Below are 15,066 nucleotides of genomic sequence, written 5' to 3' on the forward strand. Positions count from 1 at the left end.
CGGAGAGGTATCAGCCTTTTTGCTGATTACACTTTTTTTTCGCTTCGCGGATGATTCATAGATTAAATGATTACACTGATTTATTTTTATTGTAACGTTTTAATGTTGTAATATTCAGCGCTTGCTAGACTTCTAAAACGTTTCAAAATTTAAACCTTTTAATTTCTTTTCGAATTGACCGTTTTTCCTTCCATCATCCATTTTACATCTTCCATCATTTAAAAAATGACATATCAATTAAACTCTTAATCTTCAATGATTCTATCTTTGCCAACATACCAATTAGTATGTTATGTCTAAAGCGGCCGATACCCGGATGATGATTTTACAGAAATCTTTTGAACTGATCTACCGGAAGGGATACCAGGCAACCAGTATTGATGAAATTATTGCCACCACGCAGGTAACCAAAGGCGCTTTTTATTATCATTTCAAAACGAAAGACGACATGGGCCTGAGCCTGATCAACGAAGTTTTGTATCCCGGCATGTACAATGTGATGATCAAACCCCTGGAAGAAGGAAAGGACCCTGTGAAAGCTATCTATAAGGTAATGGAAAACCTGCTGAACGATTTTGTTTTCTTTAATCCCGATTATGGCTGCCCGGCCATTAACCTGATCGAAGAAATGTCGCCGATGAATGCCACATTTAAAAAAGCACTGTCCAGATTAGTTAAACAGTGGCAAACGGCAATTGTAGCTGCGCTAAATAAAGGCCAGGCGGATAACTTGTTTGCCAGTACTTTTGTGCCCGAAGAAGTTGCTATGGTAGTCATCTCAGGTTATGGCGGCGTAAGGAATATAGGTAAAGCACTAGGCAAATCGAGTTATAAAACCTATCTAAAAGGGCTTAAAACCTATTTAACAAATCTTTAATTTTTTTTACGTAATAACATACTAATTAGTATGTTTTAATTCCTGTTTATATGCATCAGATTCTTTTAAGCCTACATTCAATTAACCGCTGGCTTGTGCTTTTATCACTTTTGTACAGTATCTATTTAGCTGTCAGGGGCCGTTTACAGCACCTTAAATTTAATGCCCATGCTAATTTTATGAGGCATGTTACTGCTACTATTTCACAGGTTCAGCTTTTGCTGGGTTTAAGTTTGTACATGATCAGTCCGGTGGTGAAGTATGCCATGGCAGAAAGCAATGCCGGAAATTTAGTTAGCGAACATATATTTTTTAAGTATATCCATATCTGGCTCATGGCCATTTCGGTTGTATTGATTACGCTTGGCTCGGCAAAGGCCAAAAGGATGCAAGCAGATGATCAGAAATTTTCGACTATACTGTTTGGGTTTAGTACGGCACTTTTAATTATCCTCTTTGCTATTCCATGGCCATTTTCACCCCTTGCAAACCGTCCTTTTTTAAGATCATTTTAAAATCCTCAAATTGTTATGTTAAATCTGTTAAAAACTCCGATCGGAAGATTGAGAATTATCGGTTTCTTAGAAGGAACCTCTTTATTGATACTTGTATTTGTTGCCGTTCCGCTAAAATACATCATGCAAAGGCCCGAACTGGTAAAACTGATGGGGCCTATCCACGGACTACTTTTTTGCCTCTTCGTTTTTATCACATTCAGTGTAGGTGTTGCCTATAATTGGGTATTTTCTAAAATAACGTGGAAAGTACTTCTGGCCTGCATTATTCCATTTGGTACTTTTTATATCGACAAGTATATACTGGTGCCGCAATCCGTGCTGCACGAAGGAGACGATAATCTGAATCAGGCTGGTTAAATGAAATATAAAAAGTATATCATCATTGCAGCAGTACTGGTGTGCCCCATTGTGTATGTATGGAGCTGCCACAATTCGGGAAGGGGAAATATTGATAACGGAATCAGTTTTAAGGCTAAACTTTCTTCTTATCAGCTTTTTAAAGGGGAGATGTTAGCGCTCAAACCGGCCGATGGGGTAGAACTCTTTCAGCTTTCTTCTACACTTTTTACTGATTATGCAGAAAAACAACGCCTGATTAAATTGCCCAAAGGAAAGCAAATGGTATTAAATGACGACGGACTGCCCATTTTTCCGGAAGGAACTATCATTGCCAAAACCTTTTATTATTCGAAAGTTGAAGGTAAGGGTAGGCAGTTGATCGAAACACGTCTGTTGATCTTGCATCAATCAAAATGGAATGTGGCTACTTTCCGTTGGAATGCTACACAAACTGATGCGGATCTGATTAATGACGGAGCAAACATTCCGATTAACTTTACCGGTTTGGATGGGGAGTGGAGAAAAATTTCCTATCATATTCCCGCCAAACAGGAATGCGGAAGCTGCCACAGGCAAAATAATGAGATTATCCCAATCGGGCCAAAAGCAAGGAATCTGAATATTACGGTTGAAAGAGGTGGTAAAAACATCAATCAGTTAATTTACCTGATGAAAAAAGGTGTAATCAAACAAAGCAGGATCAATTCTATTACAGGATTACCAGATTATCACGATGATACTTTGCCATTAGTGCAACGGGCGAGGGCTTATATGGATATCAACTGTGCACATTGTCATCAGGCTGGTGGATTTGCGGGTAATACCACTTTAAACCTCGATTTTGGAACAGATTTAGAACATACGGGAATTAAATTTAATAAAAGCAATATCATCATCAGAACAAACCAGATGGGCGAATTCCACATGCCAAAATTGGGTACAACTGTTATTGATAAAGAAGGGGTGGAGTTGATGAAGAAGTATATTAGTGAGCTGAAGTAGCTCGCGTTTTTTAATAGCAATGGTAAGAATACAGTTTGGTCCTTAAAAAAGTCCGTCATTGCGAGGCACGAAGCAATCTTAATTCGTACGCGGGGTAGCGATCGTTGTAAGATTGCTTTGTCGGCTGAAAAAGCCTTCTCGCAATGACGACTTTTCGCACCCCATCTCAAGTCGTCTCGACTGGAGCAAGGCGGAATGACAGATCGAATGGATAATCCATCATCCATTTTACATCTTCCATCTTACATTTTCCATCATCCATTTCCCATCACTTTTTTCCTATACGACCAATAAAATACGATCGGGTAAACAAAAAGGTTAAATAGCGTATTCGTGATCAATCCGCCGATAACCACAATGGCCAATGGTTTTGAGGCCTCTGAGCCGATCCCGGTAGAAAGTGCTGCGGGCATTAAACCGATGGCTGCCATTAAAGCCGTCATCAATACCGGCCTGAACCTGCTGGCAATTCCATCACGCATGGCATCGGTAAAGGTCCAGGTGGGATGGTGTTTGAGGTCGGCAATGTTGGTTTTGAAACGGGTAATGAGGATCACACCGTTTTGTACACAGATACCGAATAAGGCAATAAAGCCTATCCCTGCCGAAATATTAAAGTTTACACCAGCCGCTAATAAGGCCATTATACCCCCTATCATGGCAAAAGGGACGTTGTTTAACACCAATAAAGCATCTCTGAAATTACCGAAAAGTACAAATAGGATAAAGAAAATCAGTAATAAACTTACAGGAACCGCCTGCGATAAACGTGCAATGGCCCGTTGCTGATTTTCGAAATCGCCTGCCCACTCGAGCTGATAGCCCTGTGGCAATTTAATTTTTGCATTTACTTTTTCCTGCGCTTCTGCTATTACACTGCCCATATCCCGGCCGCGGATGGAGAATTTTATCGCACCATAACGCTTGTGTTTATCGCGGTAAATCATACTCGGACCGGTAATTTTACGGATGCTGGAAATTTCGCCCAACTGTACATTCGATCCGGATAAGGTAGGTACACGTAATTTACTGATCGAACTTTCATCGTTCCTGAAATCTTCCGGGTAACGGATAATCAGGTCGAATTTACGCTCGCCTTCATAAATCTGGGTAGCGGCTTTTCCGCCAATGGCCATCTCGATTACCGCATTGGCATCGGCTGTACTTACGCCATAAAGTGCCATTTTTTTCTGATCGAGGTTGATCTGCAGTTCAGGCTGACCAAGATTTCTTAAAATCCCCAGATCTTCAATACCATCAACCGTTTTTAAAATACTTTCTATTTTTTCTTCTTCCTGTTCGATGTATTCGAAGTTTTCGCCAAAAAGCTTTACCACAATAGAACCTTTAACACCCGAAACGGCTTCTTCCACGTTATCAGAAATGGGCTGCGAAAAATTCAGACTAATGCCTGGAAAACTCTTCAGTTTTTCCTGCATGCGCTCAATCAGTTGTTCCTTGGTCTGCTTGCGCTTCCACTCTTTTCGCGGATAGATATCCACGTGGAATTCCATATTATAAAAGCCGGTAGCATCGGTTCCGTCGTTTGGCCTGCCAGTTTGCGACATTACCTGTTTTACTTCTTCGAAACTTAAAAAGATCTTCCTCATTTCGTTCGAAAGCTTTTTGGTTTCATCCAGCGAAATACTCAAAGGTCCGGTAGCGCGTACGTAAATGGAGCCTTCATCTAAACTGGGCAAAAACTCGGTTCCCAAAAATTTAAAGCTAAAAGCACCTAACAGGAGCACAATGATGGAAATACCAAAAACGAGTTTCTTTTTTTTGAAACATACATCGTAAAATTTAAGGGTTGCTTTGGTAATCCATTCTAAAAAGATATTGTGTTTCTCTTTTACATCCTTCTTCAAAAGTACGCTGGCCATGGCTGGTACCAGGGTAAAGGTTAAGATCAAAGCACCTAATAGCGCAAAACTTAAGGTCCATGCGAGGGGAGAGAACATTTTACCTTCCACTTTTTCAAAGGTGAAAATGGGTAGTAAACCGGTAATGATGATCAGTTTGGCAAATAAAATGCCCTTTCCATTTTCGAGACATGCTTTTTTGATAAAACCGAGCTTGCTCATTTTATTGAACTTTTCCATACCCAGTTTTTTGGCTTTCATATCTAAAACCACAAAAATACCCTCTACCATTACCACCGCACCATCTATAATGATCCCGAAATCGATTGCGCCCATAGATAACAGATTGGCGGGCATGCCTTTTAGTTTAAGGCAGATAAAGGCAAAAAGTAATGCGAGTGGAATAATGATTGAAACGATTAAGGTGGTGCGCCAATCGGCCATAAACAGGAACACAATCAGGGTTACAAACAAAATACCTTCGAGCATATTGCCCATTACGGTATGTACGGAATAATTAACAAGGTCTTCGCGGTCGTAGAAGGGTTTTATTTTTACATCATCGGGTAAAATGGTGCTATTTATGGTGTTGATTTTTTCTTTCAATCTAGCAATTACTTCACTGGGGTTACCACCTTTTCTCATTACAATAATGCCTTCAACCACATCAGGATCCCTGTCGCGGCCAACCTGACCCAATCGTGGCAGGGCCGATTCGGCAACATCGGCAATTGTTTTAACATAAACGGGTGTGCCATTGATGTTATCGACCACCACATTCCTGATTTCGTCGATATTATTGAGCACGCCGATACCGCGTACCACATAAGCCTGACCACTTTGTACGATGACATCGCCACCCACATTAATATTGCTTTTGGATACCGCCTCAAAAAGTTCGGTCGCGCTTACGCCATATTGGATAGCTTTTTGCGGATCGACAGTAATCTGATAGGTTTTCACCTCACCACCAAAACTCACTACATCGGCAATGTCCGAAACGGATAAAAGTTCGCGTTGGATCACCCAATCCTGCAGGGTTTTTAACTCGCGGACCGATTTTTTATCACTGGTTAATGTATAACGGAAAATCTCTCCGGTTGGTCCGTAAGGTGGCTGTACCTCAGGCTGGATCCCTTCGGGCAGATCGGCTTCGTCGAGGTGGTTGTTTACCTGTACACGTGCCTCGGCATAATCTACATCATCCTCGAAACTTACCTTTACAATAGATAAACCAAACAGGGAAGAAGAACGGATACTGGTGCGTTTTTCGGTGGGGTTCATGGCAATTTCCAATGGCCTGCTCACAAACTTTTCTACCTCCTCGGCACTGCGGCCGGGCCATTGGGTAATGATGGTGATATTGGTATTGGTTACATCGGGAAAGGCATCTATAGTGGTGTGTTTGAAACTTAGATAACCGGCCAGGATTAAAATAAAGGTGGCAAAAAAGATGAAATATTTATTCTTCAGTGCAAAGCCGATAATGCTTTTTATGAATTTATTCATTTTTAAAATCTAGGGGATGAAAAGAAATTATTGTGTTTTCAGGCTTTCGAACAAGAAAACCTGTTTGGAAGCAATAATGCGGTCGCCGGCTTGTACACCTTTGCTGATGTAGGTTTTGTCGGCTGTTTTGCGACCAATTTTGATCTCCCGAATACTTACTTTATGATCCTGGCCCAGAACAAGCACATAATTTTTGTTTTCATCGAAAATAACGGCCCTCGAATTTAAAACAGGTAGATCGATAGCTGAATTTGCCGAAACCTTTACTGTTCCGAGCATACCCGGTTTTAGCAAAAAGCCTGGATTTGGGATCACCACCCTAGCGTTCATTACTTTGCTGTCCTGATCAACCTGGTTGTATAATTTTTCTATTTTGCCTTTAAAAACTTTATCAGGGTATGATAGGGTAGATAAGCTGACTTCATCCCCGGCTTTAACCCGCGAAATATCAGATTCATAAATGTTGATCATGGCCCAAACGTTGGAGAGATCGGCAATGGTAAAAAGGCTTTTATCATTATCGCCACGCAATTGCATGTTCTGGGTAACGTTTTTTTCGATCACAAAACCATTAATTGGCGATTTAATGGCATATAATCCGCTGCTACTGCCGCCATTAAGTTTTAATACGGAACTTGCTCTTTTTACCTCTGCTTCTTTGATCTGGTAATCGTTTTTGGCTTCTTCGAGTTCTTTTGCCGATGATAAACCACTCTGGAAAAGTTGTTCGGCCTGTTTTAGCGATCGTTCTGCATTTTTAAGTTCGGCATTGGCGGCAATAACCTCCTTATCAAAACCAGCCATTTCGGAACTGGTGAGGGTAGCCAGCGTTTGTCCGACCGAAACCTGATCACCCAACCTTACGCCAACGCGGTTTACCGTTCCGCTAACCATGGGGAAAAGTTCCGATCGGCGCTCTTCATTTGCAGCTATTTTTGCCGAAAACATGAGTTCGGTTTTGCTGTTAGCCTGTTGTACGGTATCGATTAATAAACGGTTGATCAATGAATCGGTGATGGCGAATTTTTCGGTGGGGGCTGCCGTTTTATGTTCGCTACAGCCAAAGATTAAACTGACAGTAGCAATGAGTACAGTGTTTTTATAGAGATCTTGCATGAGATTTATTTAAAAATGTTAGAACCGGTTACATAATTGAGCTCAGCACGGCTGCTCATTCTTTCGAATTGGACTTTGTTCAGTTGCAGTGTATTTTCTTTATAAGCATCGTAGAGGTCTAAAAATTCGATCAGGCTGATGTTCCTTGCCTTGAAATTTTTAATCAGACCGGAAATGAGCGTATTGAAATCGGTACTAAAGGTGGGATCGATCTCTGCATACAGTTTTTCGTTGCGTAAAGCGGTTTTGTAGCTGTTAAATACTTCATTTTCGAGCAGGGCTTCCTGTTTTTTTAGGTGCAAATCGGATGCGATTATGCCAACCTGTGCTTTTTTAATTTCACCCTGGTTCCTGGAGAAAAGTGGAATGGGAATTTTGATGCCCAAACCCGTATATTTTTCGGGATAATTGCCTTTGAGATCGTAACTCAGGCCAATTTCTACATCAGGGATAGCCATTGCCTTTTGCAGTTTTAAATTACGTTCGTTATAAAGCAGGTCGGTTTTGGCCAGTTTAAGGTCGGCGCGGTTGGCCCTTGCCGAATCGAGCAACGCGTTGTAAGGTACTTTATCGGGCGACAAGTGATCTGCATGATCCAAAACCAATGAAATGGAAGCATCTGCATTTAGGCCACATAGCAATTTTAGATCTTTGTAATTGTCTTCCAGATCGTTTAATAAACCAACCTGTTCGGCTTTGTGGTTGATCAAAAGTGATTTAATCCTGATTACATCTTTTGCGGCAACATTGCCCATTTTTAACTGTATATCGTAAGCTTTTAGCAACTGATCGGTAGAGCTGATCTGTTCCTGATAAACTTTAACCGATTGCGCAGCAAAATAGGTTTTATAAAATGTATTAACGAGTTCGAATTTAAGCGTTCTTAACAGGTCGAAATACTCGTATTCGGCCAGTTTAACCCCTGTTTGGGCCAGTTTGATGTTTTTATTACGCTTACCGGCCAGTTTAAACAATTGCGAAATGGATCCGGCATATTGTCCGTAAGCATAAGAGGTTTGCAGAAATTTCTTTGTTTCGTGGTTGTAGAAAAGGTTTTCATATTCGAGAGTAGGGTTTTCGAATAGTTTGGCGGTAGTAATTTCGGCTTTAGCTTTGTCGATGTCATAATTGCTGGCCAGGAGATCGAAATTATTTTTTAAAAAGAGGTTTTCGGCCTGGTTCAGGTTTAAGCTTAGTGTATCGGTTTGTGCGAAAGTTGCTCTGGTTATAAGGACTAAAAAGAGAAGAAGCAACGTAGATATTCTTGTCATCCGGCAAAGCTATTCCTGCCGAATTAAAAGGGGATTAAATCGGACTTAAAAGGGGATTAAAGTTGGGGATTGCCATATAAGTAACAGCTCATTGGGATTAACCAACATAGCTTTTGCTAAAGAAATGGAATAACGCTTGGAGTATTAGATTTAATATTTTACACTTAGTAAAAACTCAGGTGAGCTTAGGTGTCTCAGGTGGTGATAAAAATAAAGACTACGCTGTTTCATTTACCACCTTAGTCACCTGAGAACATCTAAGCTGTTAAGTGCTTTTTTTTACAGCTTTTTATTCTTTTTGACCATATAAGGAATATAAGAACCATGTAAGCTTATAAGTCCTTAAATGTCTTAAATGGTAGAGAAAATAAATACCACGCTTGCGCTCGTTTCCAAACGAGTGCATAAATAGTTACACGATTTTATCGTTGTAAACGATAGGCTATTAAACGCTCGTTCGAAACGAGCGTTAGCGTGTATCATGCTTGCGCTCGTTTCCAAACGAGTGCATAAATAGTTACACGATTTTATCGTTGTAAATGATAGACTATTAAACGCTCGTTCGAAACGAGCGTTAGCGTGTCGAGAAATCTGTCTCGNTGATAGACTATTAAACGCTCGTTCGAAACGAGCGTTAGCGTGTCGAGAAATCTGTCTCGAGATAGATCTCTCCGTTTCGCTGCGCTTTAGTCGAGATGACGAGCTCATGGAGTGGTAATTATAGTTTCCCCAACCTCACGGTAAAAGTGCAGCCACCTTTATTAAGACTCTTTACGGTTATTTCACCTTTAAGCAGATCGATAATTTTCTGGGCCATATAAAGTCCCATGCCTTCTCCGTTATACCCATGGTCTTTTGCGCGGGTGTAAAAAGGTTTAAAAATATCAGCCTGATTTTCGGTGGAAATACCAGTTCCCTGATCGGTGATGTGGATGAGGAAATTATTTTCAACAGCTTCTACAAGAATATTAACTTCCTGATTATCCGAAAACTTAAAAGCGTTTGAAATGATATTATCCAGGGCAATCTGTAATAAAACGGCATTGGCCAAAATTTCAGGATTTGGTTCAAAGGAATTCTGATCAATAATTCGAAGATCAAGGTTTTTCTGCGATTTCCATTCGGCCTGGATTTTTGAAAGTAAATCATCCAGCCGGATCGGAACAAGCTGCGAATTGATCAGTTCGAGGTCCATTTTTGCAAGGGCAACTAAACCGCTAATGATGTGTTCCATTTTTTCGGAGTCCTCAAGCATGGAGCTGATCGCTTTTTGATAAGCCGCCAGATCCCTTTCTTTTGATAAAGCCAGTTCTGCATTCATCATGATGCGGGTAACAGGCGTCCTTAATTCATGCGAAGCATTGGCAACAAAAGTTTTCTGCAAGATAAAAGCCTGTTCCAGTTCTTCCATTAAATGGTTAAAACTTTGGGCAATGAGATTGATCTCGTCTTTATTGTTGTTTTCTTCTACCCTGAATTCCATGTTTTGCGAACCGGCCTGTTTTACTTCGAGCATGAATTTTTGCAGGGGTTTGAGCATTTTTTGAGCTATCAAGCGACTTAATAGCAATACAACCATTGAAATGAGGATGAAGATAAAAATCATGATCTTCAATAGTTTATCGAGCCTGTTATGTGAACCCTGATCGTCGGCCGAAGCGAGGATAACAAAATCGCCCTGATTGTCTTTATAATAAATACCCACCACCTGCCGCTGCCCGTCGGTGTATTTTAAACGTCCTTTCCGGCGTACTTCATCGATGGTGGCGGGTGCCCAGTACTGTGCGGTATCGCCAATAAAGGTGGCCCTGTTTTTTTTATCGTAAACGCGGATCACTTCGCTGTTTAACTTTTGCAGGTATTTATGGCGTACGGTGTTTAAGGCATCCCGGCTGATTTCGTCGGCTTCGAGGTACAGTTTTGCCGTAACCATGGTACGGTCGGTGAGGCGCTCAAAGAAATCAGCTTCCAGAAATTTCATAAAGGTGAAATACACCGTACAGAGCACCGCGAACAGCATTGACGTGCTGATCAGGGTAAAATATAAGGCTATCCGGTCTTTTATTTTCATTTATTTGAGAATATATCCCATGTTAATTTTGGTGTGGATGAGTTTTCGTTCAAAATCCTTTTCGATTTTTTTTCGCAGAAAATTGATATACACATCAATTACATTCGTTCCGGTTTCGAAATTGATGTCCCAGGCTTGCTCGGCAATATACTGCCTGGAGAGTAAGCGGTTGGGATTGCGCATAAAAAGTTCGAGCAGCACAAATTCTTTGGCACTTAACTCAATGGTTTTCCCTGCACGACTTACTTCTTTGCTATAGGTATCGAGTACCAGGTCTTCGAAATATAATTTAGGGTCTGTTTTAGTTACGGCAGCAGGTTGCCTCCTCAAAAGTGCTGCCACCCTGGCCAAAAGTTCTTTCAGGTGGAAGGGTTTTACGAGATAATCATCCGCACCGGCTTCCAGGCCCGTAACTTTATCATCAATGGTACCCATAGCAGTGAGTATGAAGATTGGTGTTTGCAAGTTGTTTTTCCTGAGGTGTTTACAAAGCTGGATGCCGTTGAGGCCGGACATCATCACGTCGATAATCAGGAGGCTAAAACTTTCTTTCAAAAAAAGTTCCAGCGCATCAATCCCATTGGCTACGGTGAGTACCTGATAATCGTTTTCTTCGAGTGCAGATTTTAAAAGTGCCGCAATTTTAGGGTCGTCTTCCGCTATTCCAATCTTTAGCATGTAACAAAAGTAACCATCTCATCTTAAAACGGGATTAAAATGGATGGTCTTTGTGTTATTTGAGCAGATTTTCGGTTTTGGTAAGGAATTTTGCGGTAGCATCGTTGATATCCAGATTCATACGATTGGCCAGCACGGTGAGCCACCAGATACATTCGCCCAGTTTGTGTTCGAGTTCGGGAATGGTTTGTTCGCCTTTGGGCCAGCGCCCCTGTTGCGACATGGTTAACCTGCCCACCAAACCTGCATCGGTAAGGAAAGCCAGCGCATCTTCTTCAACTGTCCATTCGCTGCCATGATGCTGCCGTTCGAGTTCGTGGTAAAGCTCGCGGAGGGCTAATGATCTTTCTTTTATTGCTGCTAAATCTAAATTTTCCATCTAATTTTTATAAAATGATTGTTTAAAAGCTACCGGCGTTTGATTGGTTTTCTTTTTGAAAATTTTATTGAACGACTGAGGATGTTCGAAACCCAAATGATAGGCTACTTCGGCAACGCTTAATTTGTCGGAAGCCAGAAATTCCTTGGCTTTTTCGATCACTTTATCATGGATATGCTGTTGCGTATTCTGTCCGGTAAGGCTACGGAGCATGTCGCTGAGGTATCGTGGCGAAAGATTTAATTCTTCCGCCAGGTACGAAACCGTAGGCAATCCTTTAGTCAATGCTTTTTCATCGTTGAAATATTGGTTCAGAATGGCCTCCAGTTGGGTAAGGATATCGTGGTTTGCTGCTTTCCTAGTAATAAACTGACGTTTGTAAAAACGGTTGCTATAATTAAGCAGTACTTCGATATGAGCAATAATTACATCCTGACTGAAATCGTCGATCCTGCTGTTCAGTTCCTGCAGAATGTGTTCGAAAACCTCGGAAATGGTGATTTTTTCTTTTTCGGACAGGTACAAAGCCTCATTGGCAGCATAAGAAAAGAAACCATAATTATTGATACTTTTAGCCAATGGGTAGCTCCTTAAAAAATCAGGATGAATCAATAAAGTATAACCCGAATAATCTTTTTCATCTTCTGCTGCCGAAATGATCTGGTTGGGCGATACAAAGGAGATGCCGCCTTCTTCAAAATCGTAATGGTGTTGTCCGTATTTTATTTTGCCCTGCAAATTTATTTTATAAGAAATCTTGTAAAAGCCAAGCAAAAGCAGGTTTGGCAATTCAGACTCAGGTGTAGTAATATCGGCATAGTTAACCAGGCTCAGCAATGGATGCAGTGGCTTTGGCAAACCCAATGCACGGTGCAGTTCGGAGATCGAATCGAATTTTTTGGGCAGGCGCTCTTCCTTTTTCATATTACAAATTTATACTAATTGGTGTTCAACCTGGTTGATATTCCATTCTACGGTGCTTTGGTCAATCATATCGTGTACACCAGATTCACTTAGTTCGTCCATTAACCGGTGCATGGACTTGGTTCCGTTTTTCACGCTATCCCAGATCAACATGTCGACAATAGTACGGTCTGTTTTTTGGAAAATCCGCCTGGAGATAAACCCTGGCTGACGTTTCAAAAATTCATCAATTTCATTATTGGCAGCTATAAACTGTTCGCAGCTGTAGCCTTTTAATTTAAAGGTAGTGATTTCTACGGCTTCTGATTTTTTCATGGTTTTAAATTAATTCGGGTGTATTAAGATTTAATTTCTGACGCAGGTTGATCCTGAAGTTTTCGCTGCCTTGATCCAGACGCTGCTGTGCAATTTTTTTAGCATCTTCTCCGGCTAAATAACGCAGCTGGTCTTTGCCATCGGTTGCGGCTTCGTACACTATTGCTGCAATTTCCTCCGCTTCGGTAAAGGTAATGAGTGTGCCATCGGCGAAAAGTTCGCCCAATCTTTGGTTCAAAGTTTCGTAATCCTGATCAATGGTCGCCTGCATGCCTTTAACAAAATCACTTTTAATGCCACCCGGCGCTACAGTTTTAATCCCGATGTTAAATTGGGCAAGATCGTAAGAAATACTTTCACTAAATCCTTCTAAAGCCCATTTGGTGGCATTGTACACCGGAGATAGAGGATTGGAAGAAAAACCGCATACAGATGTGGTGGTGATAAATAAACCACTTTTACGTGTTTTAAAATAGGGGATAAAAGTTTTGATCACCCGTAATACCCCAATAAGATTGGTGTCAATTTGTTGCATGATCTGTGCTTCGGTATAAGATTCTAACGCACCAACCAAACCATAACCCGCATTATTGAATACGAGGTCGATATTGCCCGTTGAGATTGCTTTTGTAATGGTTGTTTCGATTTGTTCGCTATTGGTTACATCCAGCGGTAAGAGGATCACGTTTTCGAGATGTTGCAACTCGGTTTCTTTTTCTGGATTGCGCATGGTGGCGATCACTTTCCAGCCTTTTGATTGAAATAGTTTTGCGGTGGCTTTGCCTAAACCTGTTGAAGCACCTGTGATAAAGATTGTTTTCATTTTTAATGGTTTAAATATTACACTACAAAAGTGGACAATGCTTAAAAAGCCGGATGATCCAAAATGAGTTATGTTGTAGCTGAAATGACGTGTTGTCGTTCATGGTCTGTGTCTCCACAGACCATTTAAACTATTTTTATTCTAATTGTTTTTTTTCCCTGCTGCAGAGCCTTGCCTCGGCTCGCCGCCGCCGAAGGGCTCCTTCTTTTTGACGTCAAAAAGAACCAAAAAACGCCGGCTGAAAATTTTTCTTTGGAAGCCAGTAAGTTGGCTTAGTACGTGGAGTCCGAAAAATTTGTTAGGCCGGATTTAAAGAGAACGGAGAGGTAGTGCCTTGGCCTAGCTGGGTAGAAATGCAGGCGGTTGGCAATTGTTTTAATGGTACTTAATTCTTAGTCTGCATGCTCTCAGACCAATTAAGTTAGTCTTTTGTTTCGATCTGTGGGAACACAGACCGAGGATGTGATTGTCATTCTGAGTGCAACGAAGAATCTGCAAGCGATGAAAAACAGAACCCAAAACAGGTCGATAACCAAAAAGATTATTCGCTAACTACCATTTGAAACTACTTTTTGTTTCGATATGTGGGACGCAGAATGAGGAGATGGAATAATAGCAAAGAGAGCAAATGACACCACCGAAATTGGTGCCATTTATTAACCATCCTTATTATATTTGACCAAAAACATTTCCATGTTCGAAACATTTGATCAGACCAATTTTCATCAGCTTTGCGATTTAGCGGGTAGTAAGGATTCGGATTTGCAGTCGATTTTAAATCGGTATGGTTATCCGCCGTTTTGGTCGAGGCCAAATACCTTTGAATCACTGGTGCATATTATTTTAGAACAACAGGTTTCTTTGGCTTCGGCATTGGCTACGCTGAATAAACTGAAAGAAAAAATAGGGGAGGTAACACCAGCCCGGTTGTTATTGCTTACTGACCAGGAATTAAGGGATTGTTATTTCAGTCGGCAAAAAACGGTTTATGTTAGGCATTTGGCTGAAAGCCTGATCAGTGGAACCTTGTCTCTTCGCGAAATGGAAACAATGCATGATCTTTCCATTAGAAATAAACTCAAAACGATTAAAGGTATAGGCGATTGGACAGTAGATATTTACCTGATTTTTATGCTGCACCATACGGATGTTTTTTCGATAGGCGATCTGGCTGCGGTAAATGCATTAAAGAACATAAAAGGTCTTAAAGCCGGTATAAGTAAAGAAGAAGTATTGGCGGTGGCAGATCAGTTTAAACCTTATCGTACCATCGCCACGATGTTACTGTGGCATGCCTATCTGGAGGAAAGAAAGAAAAAGTAACGTCATGGTCTGTGTCTGCACCAATGCTATTAACTTAAGCTATTTATAAGTCTGGTATG

The 15,066-nt window shown here is 41.0% G+C and carries 14 protein-coding genes; 5 read left to right on the forward strand and 9 right to left on the reverse strand.

Annotated features, from left to right (window positions below):
• Nucleotides 1-292: 292 nt before the first annotated feature.
• From DRW42_RS24090 to DRW42_RS24105, 4 genes are read left to right on the forward strand one after another with little or no spacing between them, the layout of a single operon-like run.
• Nucleotides 293-877: a TetR/AcrR family transcriptional regulator gene (locus tag DRW42_RS24090; RefSeq protein WP_113951426.1), complete on the forward strand. Its 585-nt coding sequence runs from the start codon at nucleotides 293-295 to the stop codon at nucleotides 875-877.
• Nucleotides 878-927: 50 nt separating this feature from the next.
• Nucleotides 928-1,392: a hypothetical protein gene (locus DRW42_RS24095; protein ID WP_113951427.1), complete on the forward strand. Its 465-nt coding sequence runs from the start codon at nucleotides 928-930 to the stop codon at nucleotides 1,390-1,392.
• Between the two features lie 15 nt (nucleotides 1,393-1,407).
• Nucleotides 1,408-1,752, forward strand: coding sequence for a DUF3817 domain-containing protein (locus DRW42_RS24100; protein WP_113951428.1), 345 nt, complete (start codon nucleotides 1,408-1,410; stop codon nucleotides 1,750-1,752).
• A complete protein-coding gene (locus DRW42_RS24105) occupies nucleotides 1,753-2,736 on the forward strand; it encodes a hypothetical protein (RefSeq protein ID WP_113951429.1) in 984 nt (327 codons plus the stop codon).
• 254 nt (nucleotides 2,737-2,990) lie between these two features.
• Here DRW42_RS24105 and DRW42_RS24110 read toward each other — a convergent pair whose 3' ends face one another.
• From DRW42_RS24110 to DRW42_RS24150, 9 genes are all read right to left on the reverse strand, one after another.
• Nucleotides 2,991-6,107, reverse strand: a complete 3,117-nt coding sequence (locus DRW42_RS24110; protein WP_113951430.1) for an efflux RND transporter permease subunit — start codon at nucleotides 6,105-6,107, stop codon at nucleotides 2,991-2,993.
• 27 nt (nucleotides 6,108-6,134) lie between these two features.
• Nucleotides 6,135-7,223, reverse strand: coding sequence for an efflux RND transporter periplasmic adaptor subunit (locus DRW42_RS24115; RefSeq protein ID WP_113951431.1), 1,089 nt, complete (start codon nucleotides 7,221-7,223; stop codon nucleotides 6,135-6,137).
• 5 nt (nucleotides 7,224-7,228) lie between these two features.
• Nucleotides 7,229-8,494: a TolC family protein gene (locus DRW42_RS24120; protein ID WP_113951432.1), complete on the reverse strand. Its 1,266-nt coding sequence runs from the start codon at nucleotides 8,492-8,494 to the stop codon at nucleotides 7,229-7,231.
• A 718-nt stretch (nucleotides 8,495-9,212) separates the two neighbouring features.
• Nucleotides 9,213-10,565, reverse strand: a complete 1,353-nt coding sequence (locus DRW42_RS24125; RefSeq protein WP_113951433.1) for a HAMP domain-containing sensor histidine kinase — start codon at nucleotides 10,563-10,565, stop codon at nucleotides 9,213-9,215.
• Nucleotides 10,566-11,243 carry a response regulator transcription factor gene (locus DRW42_RS24130; RefSeq protein WP_113951434.1) on the reverse strand — a complete coding sequence of 226 codons (678 nt, stop codon included), beginning with the start codon at nucleotides 11,241-11,243 and terminating at the stop codon, nucleotides 10,566-10,568.
• Between the two features lie 55 nt (nucleotides 11,244-11,298).
• Nucleotides 11,299-11,622, reverse strand: coding sequence for a nucleoside triphosphate pyrophosphohydrolase family protein (locus DRW42_RS24135; RefSeq protein WP_113951435.1), 324 nt, complete (start codon nucleotides 11,620-11,622; stop codon nucleotides 11,299-11,301).
• Nucleotides 11,623-12,546 carry a helix-turn-helix domain-containing protein gene (locus DRW42_RS24140; protein WP_113951436.1) on the reverse strand — a complete coding sequence of 308 codons (924 nt, stop codon included), beginning with the start codon at nucleotides 12,544-12,546 and terminating at the stop codon, nucleotides 11,623-11,625.
• Between the two features lie 9 nt (nucleotides 12,547-12,555).
• On the reverse strand, nucleotides 12,556-12,861 hold the full coding sequence (locus DRW42_RS24145; protein WP_113951437.1) for an antibiotic biosynthesis monooxygenase family protein: 306 nt from the start codon (nucleotides 12,859-12,861) through the stop codon (nucleotides 12,556-12,558).
• A gap of 4 nt (nucleotides 12,862-12,865) precedes the next feature.
• Nucleotides 12,866-13,684 carry an SDR family oxidoreductase gene (locus tag DRW42_RS24150; protein WP_113951438.1) on the reverse strand — a complete coding sequence of 273 codons (819 nt, stop codon included), beginning with the start codon at nucleotides 13,682-13,684 and terminating at the stop codon, nucleotides 12,866-12,868.
• Between the two features lie 693 nt (nucleotides 13,685-14,377).
• On the opposite strand from DRW42_RS24150, the gene DRW42_RS24155 reads away from it, so the two are divergent.
• A complete protein-coding gene (locus DRW42_RS24155; protein ID WP_113951439.1) occupies nucleotides 14,378-15,007 on the forward strand; it encodes a DNA-3-methyladenine glycosylase family protein in 630 nt (209 codons plus the stop codon).
• Nucleotides 15,008-15,066: the final 59 nt, after the last annotated feature.

This window comes from Pedobacter miscanthi (assembly GCF_003315595.1).
Taxonomy (GTDB): domain Bacteria; phylum Bacteroidota; class Bacteroidia; order Sphingobacteriales; family Sphingobacteriaceae; genus Pedobacter; species Pedobacter miscanthi.

What these genes read in the sequence shown, in the direction of transcription:
- DRW42_RS24090 (WP_113951426.1), top strand. Translation starts at nt 293, where the DNA reads ATGTCTAAAGCGGCCGATACCCGGATGATGATTTTACAGAAATCTTTT.
- DRW42_RS24095 (WP_113951427.1), top strand. Translation starts at nt 928, where the DNA reads ATGCATCAGATTCTTTTAAGCCTACATTCAATTAACCGCTGGCTTGTG.
- DRW42_RS24100 (WP_113951428.1), top strand. Translation starts at nt 1,408, where the DNA reads ATGTTAAATCTGTTAAAAACTCCGATCGGAAGATTGAGAATTATCGGT.
- DRW42_RS24105 (WP_113951429.1), top strand. Translation starts at nt 1,753, where the DNA reads ATGAAATATAAAAAGTATATCATCATTGCAGCAGTACTGGTGTGCCCC.
- DRW42_RS24110 (WP_113951430.1), bottom strand. Translation starts at nt 6,107, where the DNA reads ATGAATAAATTCATAAAAAGCATTATCGGCTTTGCACTGAAGAATAAA.
- DRW42_RS24115 (WP_113951431.1), bottom strand. Translation starts at nt 7,223, where the DNA reads ATGCAAGATCTCTATAAAAACACTGTACTCATTGCTACTGTCAGTTTA.
- DRW42_RS24120 (WP_113951432.1), bottom strand. Translation starts at nt 8,494, where the DNA reads ATGACAAGAATATCTACGTTGCTTCTTCTCTTTTTAGTCCTTATAACC.
- DRW42_RS24125 (WP_113951433.1), bottom strand. Translation starts at nt 10,565, where the DNA reads ATGAAAATAAAAGACCGGATAGCCTTATATTTTACCCTGATCAGCACG.
- DRW42_RS24130 (WP_113951434.1), bottom strand. Translation starts at nt 11,243, where the DNA reads ATGCTAAAGATTGGAATAGCGGAAGACGACCCTAAAATTGCGGCACTT.
- DRW42_RS24135 (WP_113951435.1), bottom strand. Translation starts at nt 11,622, where the DNA reads ATGGAAAATTTAGATTTAGCAGCAATAAAAGAAAGATCATTAGCCCTC.
- DRW42_RS24140 (WP_113951436.1), bottom strand. Translation starts at nt 12,546, where the DNA reads ATGAAAAAGGAAGAGCGCCTGCCCAAAAAATTCGATTCGATCTCCGAA.
- DRW42_RS24145 (WP_113951437.1), bottom strand. Translation starts at nt 12,861, where the DNA reads ATGAAAAAATCAGAAGCCGTAGAAATCACTACCTTTAAATTAAAAGGC.
- DRW42_RS24150 (WP_113951438.1), bottom strand. Translation starts at nt 13,684, where the DNA reads ATGAAAACAATCTTTATCACAGGTGCTTCAACAGGTTTAGGCAAAGCC.
- DRW42_RS24155 (WP_113951439.1), top strand. Translation starts at nt 14,378, where the DNA reads ATGTTCGAAACATTTGATCAGACCAATTTTCATCAGCTTTGCGATTTA.